The organism is Siccirubricoccus sp. G192 (assembly GCF_019084075.1).
Classification (GTDB): Bacteria; Pseudomonadota; Alphaproteobacteria; order Acetobacterales; family Acetobacteraceae; genus G192.
This window is the reverse complement of the sequence record NZ_JAHREN010000001.1, coordinates 2681268-2701924: the sequence shown is the minus strand read 5'-3', so window position 1 is coordinate 2701924 and position 20657 is coordinate 2681268. Positions and strand designations below refer to the sequence as shown.

18 protein-coding genes and 4 pseudogenes are annotated in these 20657 nt (G+C 70.9%); 12 read left to right on the top strand and 10 right to left on the bottom strand.

What is annotated here, in order from left to right:
• Positions 1-44 precede the first annotated feature (44 nt).
• The 5 genes from KSF81_RS12910 to KSF81_RS12890 form a co-directional block, all read right to left on the bottom strand.
• A complete protein-coding gene (locus KSF81_RS12910) occupies positions 45-1226 on the bottom strand; it encodes a 3-hydroxybenzoate 6-monooxygenase (RefSeq protein WP_217379326.1) in 1182 nt (393 codons plus the stop codon).
• The gene (locus KSF81_RS12905; RefSeq protein WP_217379325.1) at positions 1226-2191 is read right to left on the bottom strand and encodes an ABC transporter substrate-binding protein; all 966 of its coding nucleotides are present in this window, start codon (positions 2189-2191) and stop codon (positions 1226-1228) included. Before KSF81_RS12905 ends, KSF81_RS12910 begins: the two co-directional genes overlap by 1 nt.
• Positions 2188-4338 (bottom strand): molybdopterin cofactor-binding domain-containing protein, encoded by a 2151-nt coding sequence (locus tag KSF81_RS12900; protein WP_217379324.1) that lies wholly within the window; start codon positions 4336-4338, stop codon positions 2188-2190. The genes KSF81_RS12905 and KSF81_RS12900 overlap by 4 nt, the downstream gene beginning before the upstream one ends.
• Positions 4335-4805, bottom strand: a complete 471-nt coding sequence (locus tag KSF81_RS12895; RefSeq protein WP_217379323.1) for a (2Fe-2S)-binding protein — start codon at positions 4803-4805, stop codon at positions 4335-4337. The genes KSF81_RS12900 and KSF81_RS12895 overlap by 4 nt, the downstream gene beginning before the upstream one ends.
• A 203-nt stretch (positions 4806-5008) precedes the next feature.
• The gene (locus tag KSF81_RS12890) at positions 5009-5968 is read right to left on the bottom strand and encodes a tripartite tricarboxylate transporter substrate binding protein (RefSeq protein ID WP_217379322.1); all 960 of its coding nucleotides are present in this window, start codon (positions 5966-5968) and stop codon (positions 5009-5011) included.
• Positions 5969-6063: 95 nt separating this feature from the next.
• Here KSF81_RS12890 and KSF81_RS32120 point away from each other — a divergent pair.
• Positions 6064-6405 (top strand): annotated as a pseudogene (locus KSF81_RS32120) (thiamine pyrophosphate-binding protein); the annotation flags it as partial.
• Positions 6406-6443: 38 nt separating this feature from the next.
• Here the strand turns inward: KSF81_RS32120 and KSF81_RS12885 are convergent.
• Positions 6444-6650, bottom strand: coding sequence for a hypothetical protein (locus KSF81_RS12885; protein ID WP_217379321.1), 207 nt, complete (start codon positions 6648-6650; stop codon positions 6444-6446).
• On the opposite strand from KSF81_RS12885, the pseudogene KSF81_RS32115 reads away from it, so the two are divergent.
• Positions 6559-7056 (top strand): annotated as a pseudogene (locus KSF81_RS32115) (hypothetical protein); the annotation flags it as partial. The gene KSF81_RS12885 and the pseudogene KSF81_RS32115 overlap by 92 nt on opposite strands.
• A 91-nt stretch (positions 7057-7147) precedes the next feature.
• Complete coding sequence (locus KSF81_RS12875) at positions 7148-7738, top strand: thiamine pyrophosphate-dependent enzyme (protein WP_217379320.1); 591 nt, start codon at positions 7148-7150, stop codon at positions 7736-7738.
• 15 nt (positions 7739-7753) lie between these two features.
• Here KSF81_RS12875 and KSF81_RS12870 read toward each other — a convergent pair whose 3' ends face one another.
• Positions 7754-9181, bottom strand: a complete 1428-nt coding sequence (locus KSF81_RS12870; RefSeq protein WP_217379319.1) for an amidase — start codon at positions 9179-9181, stop codon at positions 7754-7756.
• Positions 9178-9384 (bottom strand): hypothetical protein, encoded by a 207-nt coding sequence (locus tag KSF81_RS12865; protein ID WP_217379318.1) that lies wholly within the window; start codon positions 9382-9384, stop codon positions 9178-9180. Before KSF81_RS12865 ends, KSF81_RS12870 begins: the two co-directional genes overlap by 4 nt.
• Positions 9385-9524: 140 nt before the next feature.
• On the opposite strand from KSF81_RS12865, the gene KSF81_RS12860 reads away from it, so the two are divergent.
• The 5 genes from KSF81_RS12860 to KSF81_RS12840 are packed head-to-tail and all read left to right on the top strand — an operon-like array spanning position 9525 to position 14958.
• Positions 9525-10664 carry a mandelate racemase/muconate lactonizing enzyme family protein gene (locus KSF81_RS12860; RefSeq protein WP_217379317.1) on the top strand — a complete coding sequence of 380 codons (1140 nt, stop codon included), beginning with the start codon at positions 9525-9527 and terminating at the stop codon, positions 10662-10664.
• Between the two features lie 3 nt (positions 10665-10667).
• Complete coding sequence (locus KSF81_RS12855; RefSeq protein ID WP_217379316.1) at positions 10668-11663, top strand: hydroxyacid dehydrogenase; 996 nt, start codon at positions 10668-10670, stop codon at positions 11661-11663.
• Positions 11660-12829: a mandelate racemase/muconate lactonizing enzyme family protein gene (locus KSF81_RS12850; protein WP_217379315.1), complete on the top strand. Its 1170-nt coding sequence runs from the start codon at positions 11660-11662 to the stop codon at positions 12827-12829. The genes KSF81_RS12855 and KSF81_RS12850 overlap by 4 nt, the downstream gene beginning before the upstream one ends.
• Entirely contained in the window at positions 12826-13965 is a 1140-nt protein-coding gene (locus KSF81_RS12845) for a mandelate racemase/muconate lactonizing enzyme family protein (protein ID WP_217379314.1), read from the top strand. The genes KSF81_RS12850 and KSF81_RS12845 overlap by 4 nt, the downstream gene beginning before the upstream one ends.
• Positions 13966-13995: 30 nt before the next feature.
• Entirely contained in the window at positions 13996-14958 is a 963-nt protein-coding gene (locus tag KSF81_RS12840; RefSeq protein ID WP_217379313.1) for a tripartite tricarboxylate transporter substrate binding protein, read from the top strand.
• On the opposite strand, the gene KSF81_RS12835 is transcribed toward KSF81_RS12840, so the two are convergent.
• Positions 14959-16935, bottom strand: coding sequence for an AsmA family protein (locus KSF81_RS12835; protein WP_217379311.1), 1977 nt, complete (start codon positions 16933-16935; stop codon positions 14959-14961).
• A 117-nt stretch (positions 16936-17052) separates the two neighbouring features.
• On the opposite strand from KSF81_RS12835, the pseudogene KSF81_RS32110 reads away from it, so the two are divergent.
• A pseudogene (locus KSF81_RS32110) lies at positions 17053-17490 on the top strand (alpha/beta fold hydrolase); the annotation flags it as partial.
• Positions 17491-17692: 202 nt separating this feature from the next.
• Positions 17693-17923, top strand: coding sequence for an alpha/beta fold hydrolase (locus KSF81_RS12825; protein ID WP_217379310.1), 231 nt, complete (start codon positions 17693-17695; stop codon positions 17921-17923).
• Here the strand turns inward: KSF81_RS12825 and KSF81_RS12820 are convergent.
• Entirely contained in the window at positions 17920-19620 is a 1701-nt protein-coding gene (locus tag KSF81_RS12820; protein ID WP_217379309.1) for a gamma-glutamyltransferase family protein, read from the bottom strand. The two genes, KSF81_RS12825 and KSF81_RS12820, sit on opposite strands and share 4 nt — an antisense overlap.
• Before the next feature lie 76 nt (positions 19621-19696).
• Between KSF81_RS12820 and KSF81_RS32105 the strand changes: the two are divergent.
• A pseudogene (locus KSF81_RS32105) lies at positions 19697-19942 on the top strand (enoyl-CoA hydratase-related protein); the annotation flags it as partial.
• 94 nt (positions 19943-20036) lie between these two features.
• The gene (locus tag KSF81_RS12810; RefSeq protein ID WP_254453502.1) at positions 20037-20537 is read left to right on the top strand and encodes an enoyl-CoA hydratase-related protein; all 501 of its coding nucleotides are present in this window, start codon (positions 20037-20039) and stop codon (positions 20535-20537) included.
• The last annotated feature ends 120 nt before the right edge of the window (positions 20538-20657 follow it).

Here is a 20657-nt window from a genome sequence, read left to right as displayed (position 1 = left end):
CCTCTATCCTCCGGCATGGCCGCCCCTGGCGGCCGTTGCAATTCTCAGGCGGGGGCGCCCGGCCAGAGCGGCTTTTCATAGAGCCAGGCCATGGCCTCCCGCGCCGCCACCGGGTCGCGATCGGCGAGCATGATGTCGCGCAACTCCGCGCGCACTCCGGCGGCATGGTAGATCTCGCCATAGACCCGCGCCATGGCCTGCACGCGGCCGGCGCGCAGCACGCGGAGATCCTCATAGGCGGAAAGCGCCGTGGGGATGTCGTCCTGCAGCCGCAACTGGTCGGCGAGGCAGACCGCATCCTCCAGCGCCATGTTGGCGCCCTGCGCCAGGTATTGCAGCATGGGATGCGCGGCATCGCCGAGCAGCGTGACCCTCCCCTGGGTCCAGCCGCGATTGGGCTCGCGGTCGCAGAGCACCCAGAAGCGCCAGGTCTCGATGCGCTCCAGCATGGCGCGCACCTCGGGCCGGGTGCCCTCGAAATGGCGCCAGAGCAGCGCAGTGTCGCCGGCCTGGTCCCAGCCCTCCTCGTAGTGGTCGGAATGGAATACGGCGACGAGGTTCATCAGCTCGCCCCGCCGCAGCGGGTAATGCACGAGATGCAGCCGCGGCCCGGCCCAGAGCACCACGCGGGCTTGGCGCAGCGCCTCCGGTACCTGCGCCATCGGCAGCACGGCGCGATAGGCGATATGGCCGGAGACCACGGGCGGGCCATCGCCCACCACCTGCTGGCGGATGCGGCTCCAGAGCCCATCGGCGCCGATCAGCGCGGTGCCCCGCGCCTCGGCGCCATCCTCGAAGCGGAGCGTCACGCCCGCCGCATCCTGGCGGAAGCCGGCGACGCTGCGGCCGGTCTCCAGCGCGATGCCGGGTTCCGCCTCGCAGGCGTGCAGCAGGGTGGCGTGCAGGTCGGCGCGATGGGTCACGGCATAGGGGTTGCCGAAGCGCGCCACCATGGCTTCGCCGAGCGGCACGCGGGTGATCTCATGGCCATGGATGGCGCAGCGCATCACCAGCGCATCGGGCTGCACCGCATCGGCCTCGATCGCCTCACGGATACCCAGCCGGTCGAACATGTGGAAGACATTGGGGCCAAGCTGGATGCCGGCGCCAAGCTCGCGGAATTCGGCGCTGCGTTCGAAGAGCCGCACGGGGTAGCCGGCGCGGGCCAGGGCCAGCGCGGCACCGAGCCCGCCAATGCCGCCGCCGGCGACCAGCAGCGGATCCATCAGGCCTGTTCCTGCAAGGTGCTGGGGTGGAACAGCGCCTCCGGCGGAATCGCCTCGGCCGCCAGCCCATCCGCCACGGCGTAGCGGATCATCGCCGCCACTTCCTCGCGGTTCCGGGCGAAGCCATAGGGCCAGGGATCGCCGCCCATGATGGCGGCCTGTTCCTCATAGGCGGCGGCGATCCAGGGCAGCGAGACGCGCAGCACATTCACCAGTTGCAGTTCCGCGAGCGACAGCGCGCGGGCCTTGGCGAAGGCGCGGAAGAGTTCCAGCGGCAGCCAGGGATGGCGTTCCGCCACATCCTTCCGCACCGCCAGGCAATGCATGATGGGGAAGAAGCCGCTCGCCCGGTGCCAGGCGATCTCCTCCGCCCTGTAATCCGGGTAGAGCCGGCCCACCGGTGCGCTGCCATCCGTGAAACAGGCGGGCGGGCGCGGCGCGATCAGCGCATCGATGCGGCCTTCGGCGAGGGCCGTGGGCAGGTCCTCGCCCAGCGGCTGCACGTCATGCCCGGGCGGCAGGGTGATCGCCACGCGCTCGCCGCCGGTGCGCCAGGCGATGCCGCGCGTCGCCACGCCGTAATGCTCGCGCAGGATGCCGCGCACCCAGAGCGCGGCGGTCTGCTGGTATTCCGGCAGGCCGATGCGGCGCCCGGCGAGATCGGCCGCCGAGGCGATGCCGCGATCGGTGCGGATATAGATGGCGGAATGGCGGAAGGCGCGGGAGAGGAAGACCGGCACGCCGATATAGGGGCTGTCGCCCCGCGCCGTGGTGACGATATGGCTGCCCATCGAGAGTTCGGTGATCTCGAAGGCACGGTCGCGCAGCGCCCGGCGGAAGATGTCCTCCGGCTCGCCGGTCAGGGGCAGCAGATCGACGCCAGGCACCGCCACGCGCCCATCCAGCACCGGCCGCGTCCGGTCGGTGGCGGCGCAGGCCAGCGTCAGGGTCAGGCGTGCGGTCACGGGGCGGCCTCCATGGCGGCCGCGATATTCTCCGGCGTGAAGGGCAAGGCGCGCGGCCTGGCACCCAGCGCGTCCTGGATGCCGGCCGCGATGGCGGCAATGGTCGGGCCCATGGTGGCCTCGCCGGCCCCGAGGAAGGGCGCCTCCGGCCGCGCGATGAGCTCGATTTGCACCGCCGGCGCCTCGGAGAAGCGCAGGATCGGGTAGGTTTCCCAGGCGTCGCTGGTGATGCGCTGGCGGTCGAAGCGCACCTGTTCCAGCAGCGCCACCGAGGCGCCGTGGATGGCGCCGCCCTCGAACTGGTTCAGCACGCCATCCGGGTTCACCACCTCGCCCACATCGCCGGCGATCCAGAGGCGGCGGCAGAAGACCCGCTCGGCCGCCTCCACCTCCGCCACCACGGCGGCATAGGCGCCGCTGTTCTTGTAGCGGGCGAAGGCGAGGCCCATCCCGAACCCCTCCCGCTTCACCCGCCCGGCCCAGCCAGCCATGGCGGCGGCACGCTTCAGCACCTCGGCGGCGCGCGGGTCATCCAGGTGGCGGAGGCGGTAGTCGAGCGGATCGGCGCCGGCCAGCGCCGCCGCTTCATCCATCACGCTTTCGATCGACCAGACATTGATGAGCGCGCCCAGCCCGCGCAGCGCCGAGGTGCGGATCGGCATTTCCAGCAACCTGGTCAGCCCGACATGCAGGTTGGGCAGGCGATAGACCGGGATGGCGTTGCGCTGCGCGCCGCCGCCGCCGACCAAGGGCGGGTTGATGGAGGGCTTCACCGGGAAGGGCTCGGCCAGCATGGAGGCGGCGAGCAGGGTCGGCTCCGGCGCCCGGCCGGGGCGCGAGGAATGGCCATTGCTGATGATGTCGCTGCGCCAGCCGAGCAGATTGCCCGCGGCATCGAGATCCGCCTCCACATCCACCAGCATGGCGGAGGAGAAGGGCGACCAGCCCAACTCCTCGGCCCGGCTCCAGAGCAGGCGCACCGGCCGGCCCGGCACCGCGCGGGCGGCGAGCACGGCGTCCAGCGCCACGTCGTCGGCGCCGTTATGGCCGTAGCAGCCGGCCCCCTCGCCATGCCGCACCACCACCTGTTCGGGCGCGCAGCGCAGCGTCTTGGCGAGGTCGGCGCGGAGGTTGTAGGGCCCCTGGCTATGCGACCAGACCTCGACCGCCTCGCCCTCCCAGCGCGCCACGGCGCAGGAGGGCGCGATGGAGGCATGCGCGATATAGGGGCGGTGGAAGCTGCGCCGGATGGTCTGCGCGGGGGGCGCCGCGCTGTCCGCGCGTTCCAGCACCAGGCTGTGCTCGCCGCGCCCGCCCGCCTCGCGCAGCCAGGCGGCAAGGGTGGCTTCCTCCGGCAGCGTGTCCTCCGCAGCCCAGAGCGCGCGGCTGGCGATGCGGGCGGCGGCCTCGGCCTGCCATTCCGCCTCGGCCAGCACGGCGAGGAAGCTGCCGTCCCGCACCAGTTGCACGCCCTCCGGCAGCGGCCCCTCCGCCACGGATTGCAGCACCGCACGGCGCGCCGGCGGGCGCACCACCCGCGCATGCAGCATCCCGGGCAGGCGCAGGTCATGCACGTAGCGCGCCGCGCCGAAGACCTTGTCCGGCAGGTCGATGCGCGGCACCGAGGTGCCGGCGATGCGGCGGGCTTCCGGCGGTTTCGGCCTGGCCTCCGGCGAGGCTTCGGTCTCCAGCAGCCCGGAATCCGCCAGCACCCAATAGGAGCCGACCTCGCCAGCAGGGCCGAGGAAGGCGCCGTCCTCCACCCGGAGCGCCTCCAGCGGCACGCCACTGCGCTGCGCGGCGACGCTGAGGAAGATCGCCCGCGCCGCGGCGCAGGCATGGCGGATGGCGCTGCCGCTGTCCTGCACCGAGAGGCTGCCGGAGGTGACGGCCTCATTGGGGCTGTCCGGCGTCGCCGCCGATTGCACCCGGATGCGGCCGAAGCCGATATCGAGTTCCTCCGCCGCGATCTGGCTGAGCGCGGTGAGGATCCCCTGCCCCAGCTCCACCTTGCCGGGCTTGAGCGTCACCCGCCCATCGGCGTGGAATTCCAGCCATTGCGACAGGCGGCGGTTGAGATGCAGGCTGCCGGGCAGGCGCGGCCTGCCATCCTCCGCGGGCAGTGCGGCGCCGAAACCGTGGCTCATGCGGTTGCTCCATGCATCGCGGCGGCGGCGCGGCGCACCGCGCGGATGATCCGGTTGTGGCTGCCGCAGCGGCAGAGATGCGGGTCGAGCGCGCGGCGGATCGCCGCCTCGTCCGGGTCCGGGTTCGCCGCCAGCAGCGCCGCGGCGCTGACCAGGATGCCGGAGAGGCAATAGCCGCATTGCCCGGCCTGTTCCGCCAGGAAGGCCGCTTGCAACGGATGCGGCGCGGCCGGCGTGCCGAGCCCCTCCACCGTCGTTACGCTGCGGCCCGCGACGGTGGCGAGGCTCAGCGTGCAGGCATAGGCCGGCGCGCCCTCCAGCAGCACCATGCAACTGCCGCATTGCTCCGTGCCGCAGCCGAAGCGCGTGCCGGAGAGGCCGAGCGGTCCGCGCAGCGCATGCAGCAGGGAGGCATCCTCGGGCAGGTCAGGCGCGACGGCGGCGCCGTTCAGGGTGAAGGCGGGCATCTGCACCTCAATCCGGCCGGAAGCCGGCATCGCGCGCCAGCCTGGCCAGGGTTTCGACATCGTGGCGGAGACAGGCATCGTATCCGGCGAACGGGGTATTCCCGAGCAGCGGGCGCCGTCCGGCCATGATCCGTTTCTCTCCCATCACCGGCCAAGCCTCCCCCGCCCGGCCCGGTTCGGCAAGGCTCGCCCGGCCGGGGGCTTCAGTTCACCTGGATCCTGGCCATGCGGATCCACTCCCGCTGCCGCTCGATGTCGCGCCGCAGGAAATCGGCGAAGGCGTCCACTGGCATCACCATGGGCTCCGCGCCTGCCCGCGCCTGCGCCTCCCGCGTCGCCGGCAGTTCAAGGATACGGCCGATCTCGGCATGCAGGCGCGCAATCACCGGCGCGGGCGTGCCGGTGGGCGCCATCAGGCCGAGCCAGATGGAGGCCTCGTAGCCCGGCACCACCTCCGCAACCGCCGGCAATTCCGGCAGCAGGGGGGAGCGCTGCGGCGCGGTGGTGGCCAGGCCCCGCACCCGGCCGCTGGCGATCTGCTCGCGCATGGTGGGGATGGCGTCGAACATCACCGGCACCTGGCCAGCGATCAGCGCGGTGCGAGCCTCGTTGCTGCCGCGGAAGGGGATGTGGTTCATCTGGATGCCGGCCATGGCGCAGAAGACCTCGCCCGCGATGTGATAGGGCGTGCCGGGGCCGGAGGAGGCGAAATCGAGCCGGCCCGGATTGGCCTTCGCATAAGCGATCAGCTCCGGCAAAGTCTGCGCCGGGACCGAGGGATGCACCGCCAGCACGTGATGGGCGATGTTCACCGCCGCCACCGGCGCGAGATCGCGCAGCAGCACATAGGGGCGGTTCGGCAGCAGCGTCTCGTTCGCCGTATGGGTATTCGACATCAGCAGCAGCGTATGGCCGTCGGGGGCGGATTTCGCCACGACATCGGTGCCGATGACGGCGCCGGCGCCGGGCCGGTTCTCCACCACCACCGGCTGGCCAAGGGCCTGGGACAGCGGCTCCGCCAGGAAGCGCGCCGCGACATCGGCGGAGCCGCCGAGCCCGAAGGGCACGACGATGCGGATGGGGCGGGAGGGCCAAGCCTGCGCGCGCGCCGGCCAGGCGGCCAGGGCGGCGAGTCCCACCAGAAGCTCCCGGCGCTGCGGCATGCGATCCTCCCGTTGCCTTTTGTGCAGGATGCAATAAGGCGAATGCGCCGGGGCGCAAGCCCCTGGCCGAGGAAGCCGGCACCGATGCCCGGGCGATGGACAAGGGGAAGACCATGCAGATGCCGTCGCAGGATACCGCCGCGGATCAGGGGACCGGCGCCGATGCCGTGGCCGAGGCGCTGCAGGCCGCCGGGGTGGCGCGGCTGTTCGGCGTGCCCGGCGGCGGCTCCAGCCTCGACCTGATCGCCGCCGCCAAGGCGCGCGGCATCCCCTTCGTGCTGGCCCGGCACGAGACAGCGGCGGTTATCATGGCGGCGACCACGGCCGAGCTGGCGGGGCGGCCCGGCGCGGTGCTGGTGACGCGCGGCCCCGGCGTCGGCAATGCGGCGAATGGCGTGGCGCATGCCTCGCTGGACCGGGCGCCGCTGCTGCTGCTGGCGGATGGGTTCACGGCGAGCGAGCGCGCCTATGCCAATCACCAGTGGTTCGACCACGCGGCGATGCTTGCGCCGGTGAGCAAGGGCGCGGCGCAGGTGGTGGCGCCGGGTGCCGCCGCCGGGCCGATCGCGGCCACACTGCTCGCCACCGCCATGACGGCGCCGCGTGGCCCGGTGCTGCTGGAACTCTCCGGCGCCGCGGCGCGTGGCCCGGCCTCGGCGCTGCCGGTCACTGGCTTGGCCACCGGCCCGGCCCTGCCCGAACCCGCCGCGCTGGAGGCGGCCCGCGGCATCCTGGCCCGTGCCCGCCGCCCCGTGGTGATCGCCGGGCTGGAAGCGGTCGAGCCGGAAGCCTGCGCCGCGCTCCACCGGCTGGTGGAGGCGCTGGGCTGCCCGGCTCTCGTCACCTACAAGGCCAAGGGTGTGGTGCCGGACGCGCATCCGCTGTTCGGCGGCGTCTTCACCGGCGGCGAGGCCGAGGCGCCGATCCTGGCCGAGGCGGATGCCATCCTCCTGGCCGGCGCCGACCCGGTGGAGTTCATCCCGCAGCCCTGGCGCTATGCGGCGCCTATCATCGATTGCGGCACCGCGCCGCGGCCGGTGCAATACCGCAACCCAGCGGCGGCGCTCTATGGGCCACTCGCCCCGGCACTAGCGGCGCTGGCCGAGGGCGCCGGGCCCGGGGACTGGACGGCGCAGGGCATCGCCGGGCATCGTGCCGCCTGGCTGGCGCGGCTGGCCAATGCGCCGGGGGGGCAATCGCGGCATCAGCCCGCAGGCGGTGGTGGCGATGGCGCAGGCCGCCTGCCGCCGGGCGAGCGCCGACCCGCGCGTGGCCGTCGATGCCGGGGCGCATATGTTCCCGGCCACCACCTTCTGGCAGGCGGAGCGGCCGGGCGACCTGCTGATCTCGAATGGCCTCGCCACCATGGGCTTCGCCCTGCCGGCCGGCATCGCCGCGGCGCTGCACGATCCCGGGCGCGGCGCGCTGGCCTTCACCGGGGATGGCGGGCTGCTGATGGCGCTGGGCGAACTGGCCACGGCGGCAGTGCTGGGGGTGAAGCTGGTCGTGGTGGTGTTCAACGACAGCACGCTCTCGCTGATCGATATCAAGAAGACCGGGCGCGAGTTGCCGGAGGGCGCGCTCGGCTGGCCAATGGCGGATTTCGCCGGGGTGATGCAGGCGGTCGGCGGCACCGGACTGCGAGCGCGGAACGAGGCCGAATACGCCGCGGCGCTCGACCAGGCGCTGGCGGCGAAGGGGCCGGTGGTGGTGGATGTGCTGGTCGATCCCGGCAGCTACCCCGCGCAGATCAAGGCCCTGCGCGGGTAGAAGGGCGGTGCCGGCCTATAGCGCCGGCACCCGCCGGTGCCAGTCGGTATCGCGCTGGAAGGCATCGGCGGCCTGCAAGACCCGCGCCTCGGCGAAGGGCCGGCCGGCGAGTTGCAGGCCGATCGGCAGGCCGCGATCATCGAAGCCGCAGGGGATGCTGATGGTCGGCAGGCCGAGATAGTTGAAGGGCCTGGTATTGGCGGAGACCGCCATGAAGCGCGACCAGTTCTCGGGGTCGGCGTCTATGTCGGTCTCGGCCAGGCTCGGCACCCGGGTGCGGAGCGTCGGCGTCGCCACCAGGTCGTACCCGGTCAGCGCCTGGGCCACGAATTCCCGCAGCAGAGGGCCGCGGCGGGACAGCGCCTCGACATAGTAATGCCCCGGGATCGCATAGCCGCCATAGAGCCGGGCGCTGAGATGGGTGGCGTAGTCGCCGGGATGTTCGCGCATCCAATTGGCATGGATGGCGGCGCCCTCGACACGGCTGATGATGGCGGTATAGGCGGCAACAGCCGGCAGGACGGGCGCCGTGATGCGCGTGACGATGGCGCCGCGCGCCCGCAGCACCGCCATTGCCGCCTCGAAGGCTGCGGTCACGGGGCTATCGGCGCCATCGAAGAAATAGGTGTCGCAGACGGCGATGCGCAGCCCGCGGATATCCCCAGTCAGCGCCGCCTCGTAATCCGGCACGGACTCGCGCGCGCTGGTCGGGTCCTTCGGGTCATGCCCCGCCGTCACCGCCAGGAAGCGCGCGGCATCGCGCGCGGTGCGGACCAGCGGCCCGACATTGTCGGCGGAGAAGGAGAGCGGCATCACCCCGGCGCGGGAGACGCGGGTCTGCGTGGGTTTCAGCCCGGTCACGCCGCAGAGCGTGGCCGGCAGGCGGATGGAACCACCGGTATCGCTGCCGAGCGCCGCGTAGAAGAACCGCGCCGCCACCCCGGCGCCGGAGCCGGAGGAGGAACCGCCCGTGCAGTAGTCCAGGCTCCACGGGTTGTGGCAATGGCCGAAATGCGCGTTGTGGCCGGTGGGGTTCTGCGCGAATTCGGCCATGTTGAGCGTACCCATGTCGATGGCGCCGGCGGCATCCAGCCGCTCCAGCACCGTCGCCGTCACCTCGGGCACATGATCGCGCCGGATCTTCGAGCCGCAGGTGCTGACCTTCCCGGCGCGATAATACATGTCCTTGTGCATCATCGGCACGCCGGCCAAGGAACCGGGCCGCGTGCCGGCGGCACGCGCGGCATCGGCGGCGGCCGCCGCGGCGAGCGCGGCATCGCGGTCGAGGCGGATGACGGCATTTACCTGGCGGTCATGCGCATCGATCCTGGCGAGGCAGGCCCGGACCAGTGCCTCGGCCTTCACCTCGCCGGCGGCGAAGGCATCCGCCGCCTCGGTCATGGAGAGATCGGCGAGGCTGGCGGGGCTGACGGGGGCGTTCATCGCGCGGGCTCCTTGCAGTCCTGCAGCGCGGCCTCGAAGCTGCTCGGCTCATCCTCGAAGACCAGCGTGCCGCGGAGCTTGTCCAGCTCGGCGATCAGCCCCGCCATATCGGCCAAGCCGTGCCGTGCGGCGGCATTCGGCAGGGTGACGCCGCTCCAGCGGCGGATCGCCTCCATCGTCGGCGCGACAAGCTCCGGTTCCATGTCCCATGCCCCTCGAACTGGCTTCCGGGGTGCATCCTGGCGCGGTTGCGGCCCTTCGGCAAAGGGGCCCTCGCATTCTTGCCGCATCGGGCAGCGCGTGGCAGCCTTGCCGCAAGCAAGCCGTCCGAGGAAGCGTCCGGATGAAAGTCACCGCGGTCACCTGCCACCTGCTGCAATCGAAGGTGGAGAAGCCCTTCACCTCGGCCCGCGGCTGGCTCTACACCACGCGCGCCTCCTGCATCGTGGAGATCGCGACGGATGCCGGCATCACCGGCTGGGGCGAGTGCTACGGTCCGGCTGCCGTCAACAAGACCCTGATCGAAACGCAATACGCGCCCCGCGTCATCGGCCGTGACCCCTTCGACGTGGAGGTGGTGTGGGAGGACCTCTACAACCGCATCAAGGACTATGGGCCCTCCGGCTTCTCCATCACCGCACTATCGGGCATCGACATCGCGCTCTGGGACGTGATGGGCCGTGCGACGGGGAAGCCGATCCACAAGCTGATCGGCGGCGCCTACCGCAAGGAACTGCAAGCCTATGCCACCGGCCTCTATTTCATCGACATGGACCGGCTGGTCGAGGAAGCGGTGGAGGAGGCGCTGGAATACAAGGAACAGGGATTCCAGGCCATCAAGATGAAGATCGGCCTCGGCGACCCGAAGCTCGATTACCGCCGCGTCAAGGCGGTGCGCGAGGCGGTCGGCCCGGATGTGCAGCTTGCGGTGGATGCCAACCACTGCTTCAGCGTGCCGCAGGCCATCCGCCTCGGCCGCATGCTGGAGGAGTTCGATCTAATGTGGTTCGAGGAGCCGATCAGCCCCGAGGACCATGACGGCTACGCGCAGGTGACGCAGGCGCTGGACCTGGCGGTTGCCGGTGGCGAGAACGACTTCACCCGCTTCGGCTTCCGCGACATCATTGCGAAGAAGGCCATGGACATCGTGCAGCCCGATGTCTGCGCCGCCGGCGGCATCAGCGAGATGCGGAAGATCGCGACCCTGGCCTCGGCCTTCGGGGTGGAATGCGTGCCGCATGCCTGGGGCAGCACGATCGGGCTGGCCGCCACCATCCAGTTCCTCGCCGCCCTGCCGGACCAGCCGCCGGCCCTGCGGCCGATGCCGCCCATGCTGGAATTCGAGCAGACGCCGAACCCGCTGCGCGACATCCTGGCCAAGGAACCGATCGTGCAGCAGCGCGGCATCGTCAGGGTGCCGGAAGGCCCTGGCCTCGGCATCGAGGTGGACCGCGAGGTCCTCAACCGCTTCAAGGTGGCCTGATATATGAAAGTCGTATTGACCGAGGCGATCGAGCCGGTCGGCATGGCCATCCTGCGGGAGGCCGGGCTGGAGGTGATCGAAGGGCCGGGCGGCGAGCAGAGTCCGGCGGCGCTGCGCGCGCTCTGCGCCGAGGCGCATGCGGTGATCGTGCGGCAGAAGCTGCCCGACGATCTGGCAACCGCCTGCCCGAAGCTGCTGGTGGCGGCGCGGCATGGCGTGGGCGTCGATCTCATTCCGGTGGAGGGCTGCACCGAAGCAGGCGTGCTGGTCACGAATGTGCCCGGCGCCAACGCCGATGCGGTGGCGGAATTCGTGGTGGCGCAGATGCTGGCCGCCGCCCGGCAATTGCAGGCCATGCATGTCCGGCATCTGGCCGAGGGCTGGAAGCCGGCCCGCGCCATGGCGGCCCGGGCCACGGAACTCACCGGGCGCACGCTCGGCATCGTCGGCGTCGGCGCCATCGGCACCAGGCTGGCGGAGATCGCGCATCACGGCTTCCGCATGCGGGTGCTGGGCCATCAGCGGCGGCGTGAGGCCCTGCCGGGCTTCGTCACCTATGCCGATCTGCCGGAGTTGTTCAGCGAGAGCGACTACATCGCGCTGGCCTGCCCGCTGACGCCGGAGACCCGCGGCCTGGCCTCCGCCGCGCTGATCGCCCGCATGAAGCCGACCGCCTGGCTCTGCAATGTCTCGCGTGGCGGCACGGTGGATGAACCGGCGCTGGTCGAGGCGCTGCGGCAGGGCCGGATCGGCGGTGCGGCGCTGGATGTCTATGCGGCACAGCCCCTGGCCGCCAGGCATCCGCTGCGCGACCTGCCGAATACCGTGCTCTCGCCCCATGTCGCCGGGCTTTCACGGGAATCCGCCATGCGCATGAGCCAGGTCGCGACCGAGGAGGTAGTGCGCGTGCTGCGCGGGCAGCGGCCGGTGAACCTCATCAACCCGGAAGCCTGGGGGGCGCATCAGGCGCGCCGGCAGCGCCTGGGCCTCACGCCATGAGGATCTCCCGTGTCGAGGCTAACTGGGTGCATGTGCCGATCCCGGCCGAGCGCCAGCATATCAGCGATTTCGGCCGGCAGCCGAGCTTCGACAGCGTCATCGTCAGGATCGAGACGGATGTCGGCATCACCGGCTGGGGCGAGGCCAAGGCCGGCGTCGCCAGCACGGCCGCCTGCGCCGGCCTCGCCGCAATCGTCAACCAGGATTTCGCCCCGCTGCTGCTGGGCGACGACCCGCGCGACATCTCGCGGCTCTGGGACGTGCTCTACAACATGCCGCGCCAGGGCTTCGCCTTGGCGGAAGGGCATGTCTTTCCGCAGCTCGGCCGGCGCGGGCTGTCCATCAGCGCCATCGCGGGTGTCGACCTGGCGCTCTGGGACATTCTCGGCAAGTCGCTGAACGTGCCGGTCTGGCGCCTGCTCGGCGGGCGGCGTGCCGAAAGGATGCCGGCCTATGCTTCGGGCGGCTGGGCGGATGAGGCCGGGATCGGCGCGCAATTGAACGGCTATATCGAGAAAGCGGGGTTCCGCGCGGTGAAGATGCGGGTCGGCATCATGGATGGCTCCCCTGCCCGCTCCGCCGCCCGGGTCCGCGCCGCCCGCCGCGCCATCGGGCCGGAGGTGAAGCTGATGGCCGATGCGCATGGCACCTGGACCGTGGCCGAGGCCAAAGCCTTCTGCCGCATGGTCGAGGACCAGGACCTCTTCTGGTTCGAGGAACCGGTCACCGCCGACGACAAGCAGGGCCTTGCGGAAGTCCGCCGCAGCAGCGCCGTGCCGATCTCCACCGGCGAGAGCGAATTCACCCGCCACGACTTCCGGGAGATCGCGGAGCTTCGCGCCGCGGATGTGCTGCAGCCGGACCTCGCCATCGCCGGCGGCATCACCGAGGGGTTGCGGATCGGTGCCATCGCCTCCGCCTTCAACCTGCGCCTGGCGCCGCATCTCTGGTCCGGCGCGCCGGCCTTCGCGGCCGGGCTGCATCTGGCGACCAGCAGCAGCGCCGGCTTCATCCTGGAGTATTCGCTGGGCCACAACCCCATGCTGCATGACCTGATCGAGGAGCGCTTCCCGGTCGAGGACGGCATGGTGGCGGTGCCGGACCGGCCCGGTCTCGGCATCACCATCCGCGAGGATTTCCTGCAACGCCACGCGAGGCAGCCATGAAAATCGTTGAGATCAAGGCCTATCCCACCAGCTTCCCGCTGCCGAAGGAGGGCGGCGTGCGGCTCGGCATCGGCCAGGCCGTGAAGCGCGACTGCGTGATGGTGAAGGTGACCACGGAGGATGGGTTGGTCGGCTGGGGCGAGAGCCATCACGGCCGCGCCCATACCGCCATCGCCAAGCTCATCGAGACCACGCTCTCGCAGCTCATCATGGGCATGGATGCCAGCGACACGACCGGCATCTGGGCCCGGATCTACAAATACCAACTCGGCAGCCACGGCATGGGCGCCGGCTGCGCCATGGCGATGTCGGGGATCGACATGGCGCTCTGGGACATCAAGGGCAAGGCGGTGGGCTGGCCGCTCTGGCGGCTGCTCGGCGGCAGCCGGCGGCCGGTGCCGGCCTATGCCGGCGGTGTCGCGCTCGGCTACCAGCCGCCGGCGCAACTGATCGACGAGGCGGAGCCGCTGATCGCGGCCGGCTACCAGGCCGTGAAGCTCAGGATCGGCGACACGGTGCGCGACGACATCGCCCGAATGGAGGCGGTCCGCACCACCTTCGGCGACAGCCTGGCGATCCTGACCGATGCCAATACCGGCTATACGATCGAGGATGCGCGCCGCGTCATGCCCTCGATGGACGAGCTCGATATCGGCTGGCTGGAGGAGCCCTTCCCGGCGCATGACCATGCCCGATATGCCCAGGCGCATGGCTATGGCCGCACGCCGCTCGCGGCCGGGGAGAACCACTTTACGCGCTTCGAATTCACCCGCGTGCTCGAAGACCGCGTCATCACCATCTGGCAGCCGGACCTTTCCAAATGTGGCGGCATCACCGAGACGCTACGCATCGCCGCCATGGCCAGCGCCTTCAAGATCCCTATCAACCCGCACAGTTCCATGACCGGGGTGAACCAGGCGGCCTCCATCCACCTGCTCGCCGCCATCGAGAACAGCGGCTATTTCGAGGCCGATGTCTCGAAGAACAACCTGTTCCGCGACAAGCTCGGCAGCGAGCCCTGGCGCATCGGACGGGACGGCAATGTACTTCCGCTGGAAGCACCCGGCATCGGCGTCGAGGTGGATGAGGGTTTCCTGAAGGCGCATCCGGCGATCGAGGGGCCGGGCTACGTGTAGCGCCACCGCGTCATCATGGGAGGAATAAGAATGATACGGTTTCTTGCGGCGGCGCTGCTGCTGCTGGCCAGTGCGCTGCCGGCGCGGGCCCAGGATTTCCCCAGCCGCGATATCCGCTTCCTGTGCGGCTTCGCGCCCGGCGGCACCTGCGATCTGCTCAGCCGCATCCTGGCCGAGCATCTCACGCCCATCCTCGGCCAGCGCGTGGTGGTGGAGAACCGCACCGGCGCCTCCGGCCTGATCGCCGCGGATACGGTGGCGAAGGCGACGCCGGATGGGCATACCGTGCTGCTCGCCACCATGGCGCTCTATACCATCCAGCCGCAGATGCCCGGCATGCGGCTGCCCTTCGATGTGGACCGTGACCTCACACCGATCAGCAATGTCGCCAATATCTACAATGTGCTGGTGGTCAGCCCGCAGGGGCCGATCCGCAGCGTCCCGCAATTGATCGAGATGGCGCGGGCGAAGCCGGGTGGCCTTACCTATGCCAGCGCCGGCAATGGCGGCAGCCAGCACCTGGCCTCGGAGCTGTTCAAGCGCCTGGCGGGGGTCGACATCCTGCATGTGCCCTATCGCGGCGGCGCGCCGGCCATCGTCGATATCGCCGCCGGCCGCACCGACATGATGTTCGGCAACCTGCCGGAATTCATGGGCCAGATCCGCGATGGCGGGCTGCGCGCCGTGGCCTTCGGCGCGCCGCAGCCAAGCCCGCTGCTGCCCAACCTGCCGATGATCAGCGCGACCCTGCCCGAGTTCAAGGTCCGCAACTGGTTCGGCGTCGCCGGCACCGGCGGCCTGCCGAAAGCGGTGCTGGACCGCTGGGTGGCGGCGCTGCGCCAGGTGAATGCCGACCCGCTCTTCCAGCGCCGCATGACGGAGAACGGCATGGAAAGCCTGATCGATGGCCCGGACGCCTTCCGCGCCACCATCCAGGAAGACCGCGCGCGTTGGGGCGAGGTGATCCGCGCCGCCAATATCCGCGCGGATTGATCAGCGCCGCGCGCCGCCACCCTCCGCCGGGGCGCGGCGGCGCTGCGAGCCGCTGGCCAGCGCCTCGCACTGGCTGTTCTCGCCCACCCCAAGCTGGATGGTGGGCAGCAGCGCCAGTGGCGGCAGCAGCACGCCGAGCCCGACCGCGGCGCCGCCTCGCGCCGCCAGTTCTGCCGCGTCCAGCCCGATCCCGGGGTTCTTCAGGGTCCCGGTGATGTGGATCGGCGCCGGCAGCGAGCCCACGGTGAAGTGCTTCGCCTCGGTCCGCAACCACAGGTCCAGCCGCTCCCGCGCCAGGTCGATGCTGCCCTCGCCGTTCACGACGGAGTCCTCGGTGTCCAGGAACAGGGTGCGGCTGGTCAAGGTGCCGCGCCGCAGGGCGAAATCGCCGATCAGGCACTCGATCCGCGTCCGCGCCGGGATGCCGAGCGCCGAGAGCAGCGCATTGCCGAATTGCAGCCCGGAGAGATCGACGACCAAGGCGCTGATATTGCCGCCCACCGTCACCACCGTGAGCGCCCCGTCGCCATGGCCGAGGATCTCCGCGAAGGAGCGGCCGGTGCCCTCGATCCGCCCGACGCCACCCAGGGTGCCCGAACCCCCTACCCCCGCCGCGCCGAGCAGCCGTGAGAGATCAACCCGTCGCAGCTCGATCTCGCCCTGCGCCTGCAGAGCGCCGTCCTCCCGCGGCGTCAGGACGAAGCTGCCGCCCAGCCGGCCCTGGCCGATGCCGAAGCTGACAGGGCGGAGGGTGATGACGCCCTCCCGGATCGCCATCTCGGTTTCCAGGCTGTCGAAGGGCATGTCCCGCCCCTCGATCCGCTCGGCCTTGTAGCGCAGCCGCACATCGGCGCCGAGCAGCCGCGGCAGGCTGACCGGCGTGGTCGGCAGCAGGCGCGGGCTCGCCTCCGCCCGCGCCACCGCCCGGCGCTGCTGCGGCGTCTGGCCGGGGGTGGAAGCCCGGCCGGGCTGGCTGCCGATGAACCCGCCGAGATCGGCCAGGTCGACGCGGCGGGAATGCAGATCCGCGGTCACATCAGGCCGTGCGCCGCTGGTCGTGACCGTGATGGTCCCGGCCAGGTCGCTGTGACCAACCCGCCCCGTGGCCTCGCGGAAGCGGATGCGCCCCTCGGCATAGTCGAGCTGCCCGGCCAGCTCATAGGGCGTTGTCGGCGGGATGGCGAAGCCGATCAGCGGCTCCAGCAGCGACATGTCCGGCCCCGCGAGTTGCAACCGCAGATCGGTGCCGCGGAAATGCAGCGGGTCCTGCACCGTGCCATGCAGGGCGAGCCGGGTCGGGCCGTTCTGCAATTGCAGATCGACCGGCCAGGGCTTCGATTCGTCGCGGAGCGTCAGGATGGCGCCGCCCAGCATCTGGCCGGTGATGGGCTGGGCGGCATAAGTGCCGCGCGCTTCGACCGCGATCGCCGGCTCCTGCCCCGGCGCGTCGCGGGTCGCGATGGTCAGGGCGAAATCCGACCGCAGCCAGGCGATGGCCACATGCGCCTGGCCTTCCAGGATGCGGAGCGCACCGATGCGCGGGCTGGCGGCGGCCGGCTCGCCCGTCTCTCCGGCCGGTGCGCCGAGGTCGAAGGCGTAGTTCCGGCTGCCATCCTCCCGGCCCAGCACCTCCACCATGGGCCGCTCCAGCGTGATGGAGGGCAGCACCAGGCTGCGGTCGCTGAGCAACGCCTTCAGGTCCAGCTCGACAGTGGCGCGCGGCACCCGGGCGAAAGGTGGATCCTCAGGAAAGCCCTCCGGGTTGCCGATGCGGATGTCATCCGCCGCAATCGTGGTGATGCGGCCGAGGCCGAAATGCAGATGCGCCATTGTCACCGGGCGGCCCAGCGCGGCACTGGCGCGGCTTTCCACCAGGGGAATGAACCAGTCCCAGGACCAGAAGACGATAAGCAGGCCCAGTGCCAGCAGCGGCAGGCCGAGCCAGGCCAGCCATCGTGTCGCACGGGAACGGGTCATCGCCGCTTTCTCCAGCCGCCGTGGGATACGCGGCCCGGAACAAAGACGCGGCAGGCCCCGCCGGGTTCATCCTGCCGGGGCGGATGCCATTCCCACCGCCAAGGATCAACCGAGGGGATGGGATTGGCCGCGGCCCTACACGCGCGCAGAATGGGCGGAACGACTACCAGGAGGATGCGGATGCCCAGCCTGCGCGTGAATGGCTATGACATTGCCTATGCCGAGGCGGGCGCGGGTGATCCCGTCCTTCTCATCCATGGCACGCTGGGCGACCAGCGGAGCTTCGCGCCGCAGATGGAGCCGCTCGGCGCGCGCTTCCGCGTGCTGGCGCTGAGCATGCGGCATTGCTGGCCGGGCACCTGGGAGGAAGGTGGCGACTTCACCATCGACCGCCATGTCGCCGATGTGGCCTGCTTTATCGAGGCCCTGGGCGCCGGCCCGGTGCGCCTGGTCGGGCATTCCCGCGGCGGCCATATCGCCTTCCGCGTCGCCGAGCGCCACCCCGCGCTGCTGCGCGCCCTGGTGCTGGCGGAGCCCGGCGGCGAGCTGGACGAAAGCCTGGGTGGCCGCCCCGCCGCCACCGGCCGCCAGGCCGGCGCCTTCGCCGAGGCCGCCGCGCTGATCGCCGCCGGCGATATCGAGGGCGGGCTGCGCCGCGTCGCCGAGCATACCGGCGGCCCCGGGGCCTGGGAGCGGCGGCCGGAGGCGCGCAAGGCTATCTCACGCGCCAATGCGCGCACCCTGCTCGGCCAGGTGCATGAGCGGCGCGCCCCCCTATTCGCGCGCCGCGGCCGAAAGCATCCGCACGCCCACCCTGCTCCTGGCGGGCGCGAATACCCTGCCGAATTTCGTGGCGAACCTGGATGCGCTGGAACGCGCCATGCCCAATGTGCAGCGTGGCACCATCCCGAATGCGACGCATGGCCTGAACAACGACAACCCGGCGGCCTTCAACGCCGCCGTGCTGGAATTCTTCGCCGCGAATTAGCTCGCGATCGCATAGGCCGGCCGGCGCGGATCGGCGCCGGCGGCCAGCATGCCGGATTTCGGGTTGCTGAGCACCACCTCCACCGTGCCGGCCAGCCAGCTTCGCTCCGGCCAGTCCTTCACCTCGTGGCCGCGGGCCGCCAGGGCATCGCGCGTCGCCTGCGGGATGCCCGCTTCCATGGCCAGGCGGCCGGGGAAATATTCGAAGGGGGCGAAGGAGGAGGGGAAGGAGTAGCTGGCGACCCGCGGTGCCTCGATCGCCTCCTGCACCTCCATGCCGAAATGCAGGATGTTCAGCATCACCTGCAGCATGGCCTGGATCTGCACATCGCCGCCCGGCGTGCCGAAGGGCATCACGCCCCCATCCTTCGTCACCACCATCGCCGGATTGGGCGTCAGCCGCGGCCGCTTGCCCGGCGCGACGCCGCAGGGATGCTTCGGGTCCGGCCGGCTCTGGCTGCCGCGATTGGAGGGGATGATGCCGAGCCCCGGCACGACGGGCGAATTCCAGGACCCGTCCGAGGGCGTGGCGCTGAAGGCATTGCCCCAGCGATCCACCACGGCGCAGTAGGAGGTATCGGCCTCCACCATCGGCGCCGCCGCCTCCGTCGTGCCCGGCAGCGCGGTGCCGGGGCCGAGCAGTGGACCCGGCATCCCTGCCAATGCGCGGGCCGGGTCGATCTCCCGCAGCCGCGCGGCAAGATGTGCTTCCGAGAGCAGCCGGTCGAGCGGCACGTCGATGAAGGCAGGGTCGCCGAAATGGTATTCCCGGTCGGCCATCGCCGCCTTCACGCATTCGGTGAGGAGGTGCAGGTAATCCGGGCTGTTGTGCGACAGGCCGTCGAAACCGGCCCGCTCGAAGAGCAGCAGCGCCTCCAGCAGGGCCGGGCCCTGGCACCAGGGGCCGCAGGTCAGCACCTCATGCCCGCGCCACATCCGCCGCACCGCGGGTTCCAGCCGGGAGCGGTAGCCGGCCAGATCCTCCATGGTGAGATAGCCACCCTCGCGCTGCATGAACGCCGCGATCTCACGGGCGATGTCGCCGCGGTAGAAGGCGGCATGTGCAGCGGCGAGGCCGGCCAGCCGCCCTTTCCCCACGGCCTTCCGCTCCTCATCCACCATGTATTGCAGGGTGCGGGCCAGGTCGCTCTGTACGAAGCGCTCGCCCACCTCCGGCCGGCGGCCCCCGGGCAGGAAGATGGCGGCATTGCCCGGCCAGCGCGCGTATTCGGCCTCATGGTCGCGGATATTCCCGGCCAGCAGGGGATAGACCGCGAAGCCATCGCGGGCGAAGCGCAGCGCATGGCCCGCCACATCGCCGAAACCCATGGTGCCATGCCGCTCCAGCGCGGTGATCCAGGCATCGGGCGCGGCGGGCACCACGGTGCGCAGCACGCCACCCGGGATGCTGCCGCCATGCTCGCGCATGAAAAGGTCGGCCGGAATGGAGTGCGGCCAGGGGCCGAGGCCGGCGATGGTCTCCACCGTGCCATCCGCCTTGCGGATCAGGATCGGCGCCACCCCCGCCACATTCACCAGGTCCGGCAGCAGCACGCCGAGCGCGATCCCGGCAGCACACCCTGCATCGATGGCATTGCCACCCCCCTCCAGGACCGAGAAGCCGGCGGCGGCGGCCAGGTAATGGCCGGCGGAGACGGCGTGGCGGGTGCCATAAAGGGTGGGACGGGTTGCGAACATCGGCGCTTCTCCCCTGCCGGCGCGCGCTGGCGGGCCGCAGCTGGGAGGGTTCCGCCGGGCGCCCCCTCTGTCAACCATGGCCCGATCGGGCGAGAATGCCGGCCCGATCCTGCAAGGAGACCAGCCCATGACCGAAACCCCGGTCCTGCTCAGCATCGATAAGCGCGGCATCGCCACCGCCACCCTGAACCGGCCGCAGCTCGGCAATGCCTATAACGAGGACCTGCTGAATGCCCTGATCGAGGGCCTGGACCAGTTGCGGGCCGACCCTGCCGTGCGGGCGCTGGTGATCCGCGGCGCCGGCAAGCATTTCCAGGCCGGGGCCGATCTCAACTGGCTGGCGGTAGCGGCAGAATACGGACCGGAACGCGCCTTCCAGGCTTCCATGGCCACCACCACGGCCATGCAGAAGCTGAATGAATTCCCCCCGCCCCACCCTCGCCCTGGTGCATGGCGCCTGTTTCGGCGGCGGCTGCGGCATCGTCTGCTGCGTCGATGTGGCACTGGCGACGCCCCAGGCACTCTTCGGCCTGACCGAGGTGCGGGTCGGCGTGGCCCCGACCCCGATTTCCACCCACATGGTCCATGCCATGGGCCTCCGCCACACCCGCCGCTATGCCCTGACGGGAGAGCGGTTCGGTGCCGAGGAGGCGCTGCGGATCGGCCTAGTGCATGAGGTCGTGGCACCAGAGGCGGTGGAGCAGCGGCTGGCCGAGATCCTGGAGGAAACCATGCATTCCGCCCCCGGCGCGATGGCGGTGACCAAGGACAGCTTCCTCGGCGCCAACGGTCTGAAGCTCGATGCGCGGCAGATGGCGATGCTGGCGCATGAAAGCTGGATGGCGCGGGCCTCGGCCGAGGGCAAGGAGGGGCTGCGGGCCTTCCGGGAGAAGCGGCGGCCGGCCTGGTACCGCTGATGCCGGTTTGTTGCGGCACCGGCCACGGATGTTAAATGCAGGGCACCAGACAACCGGCATGGGTTGTCCGGTGTTTCTGTCATCGAAGCTTCATCGAACTGCAACCCTCCGGTCTTTTGG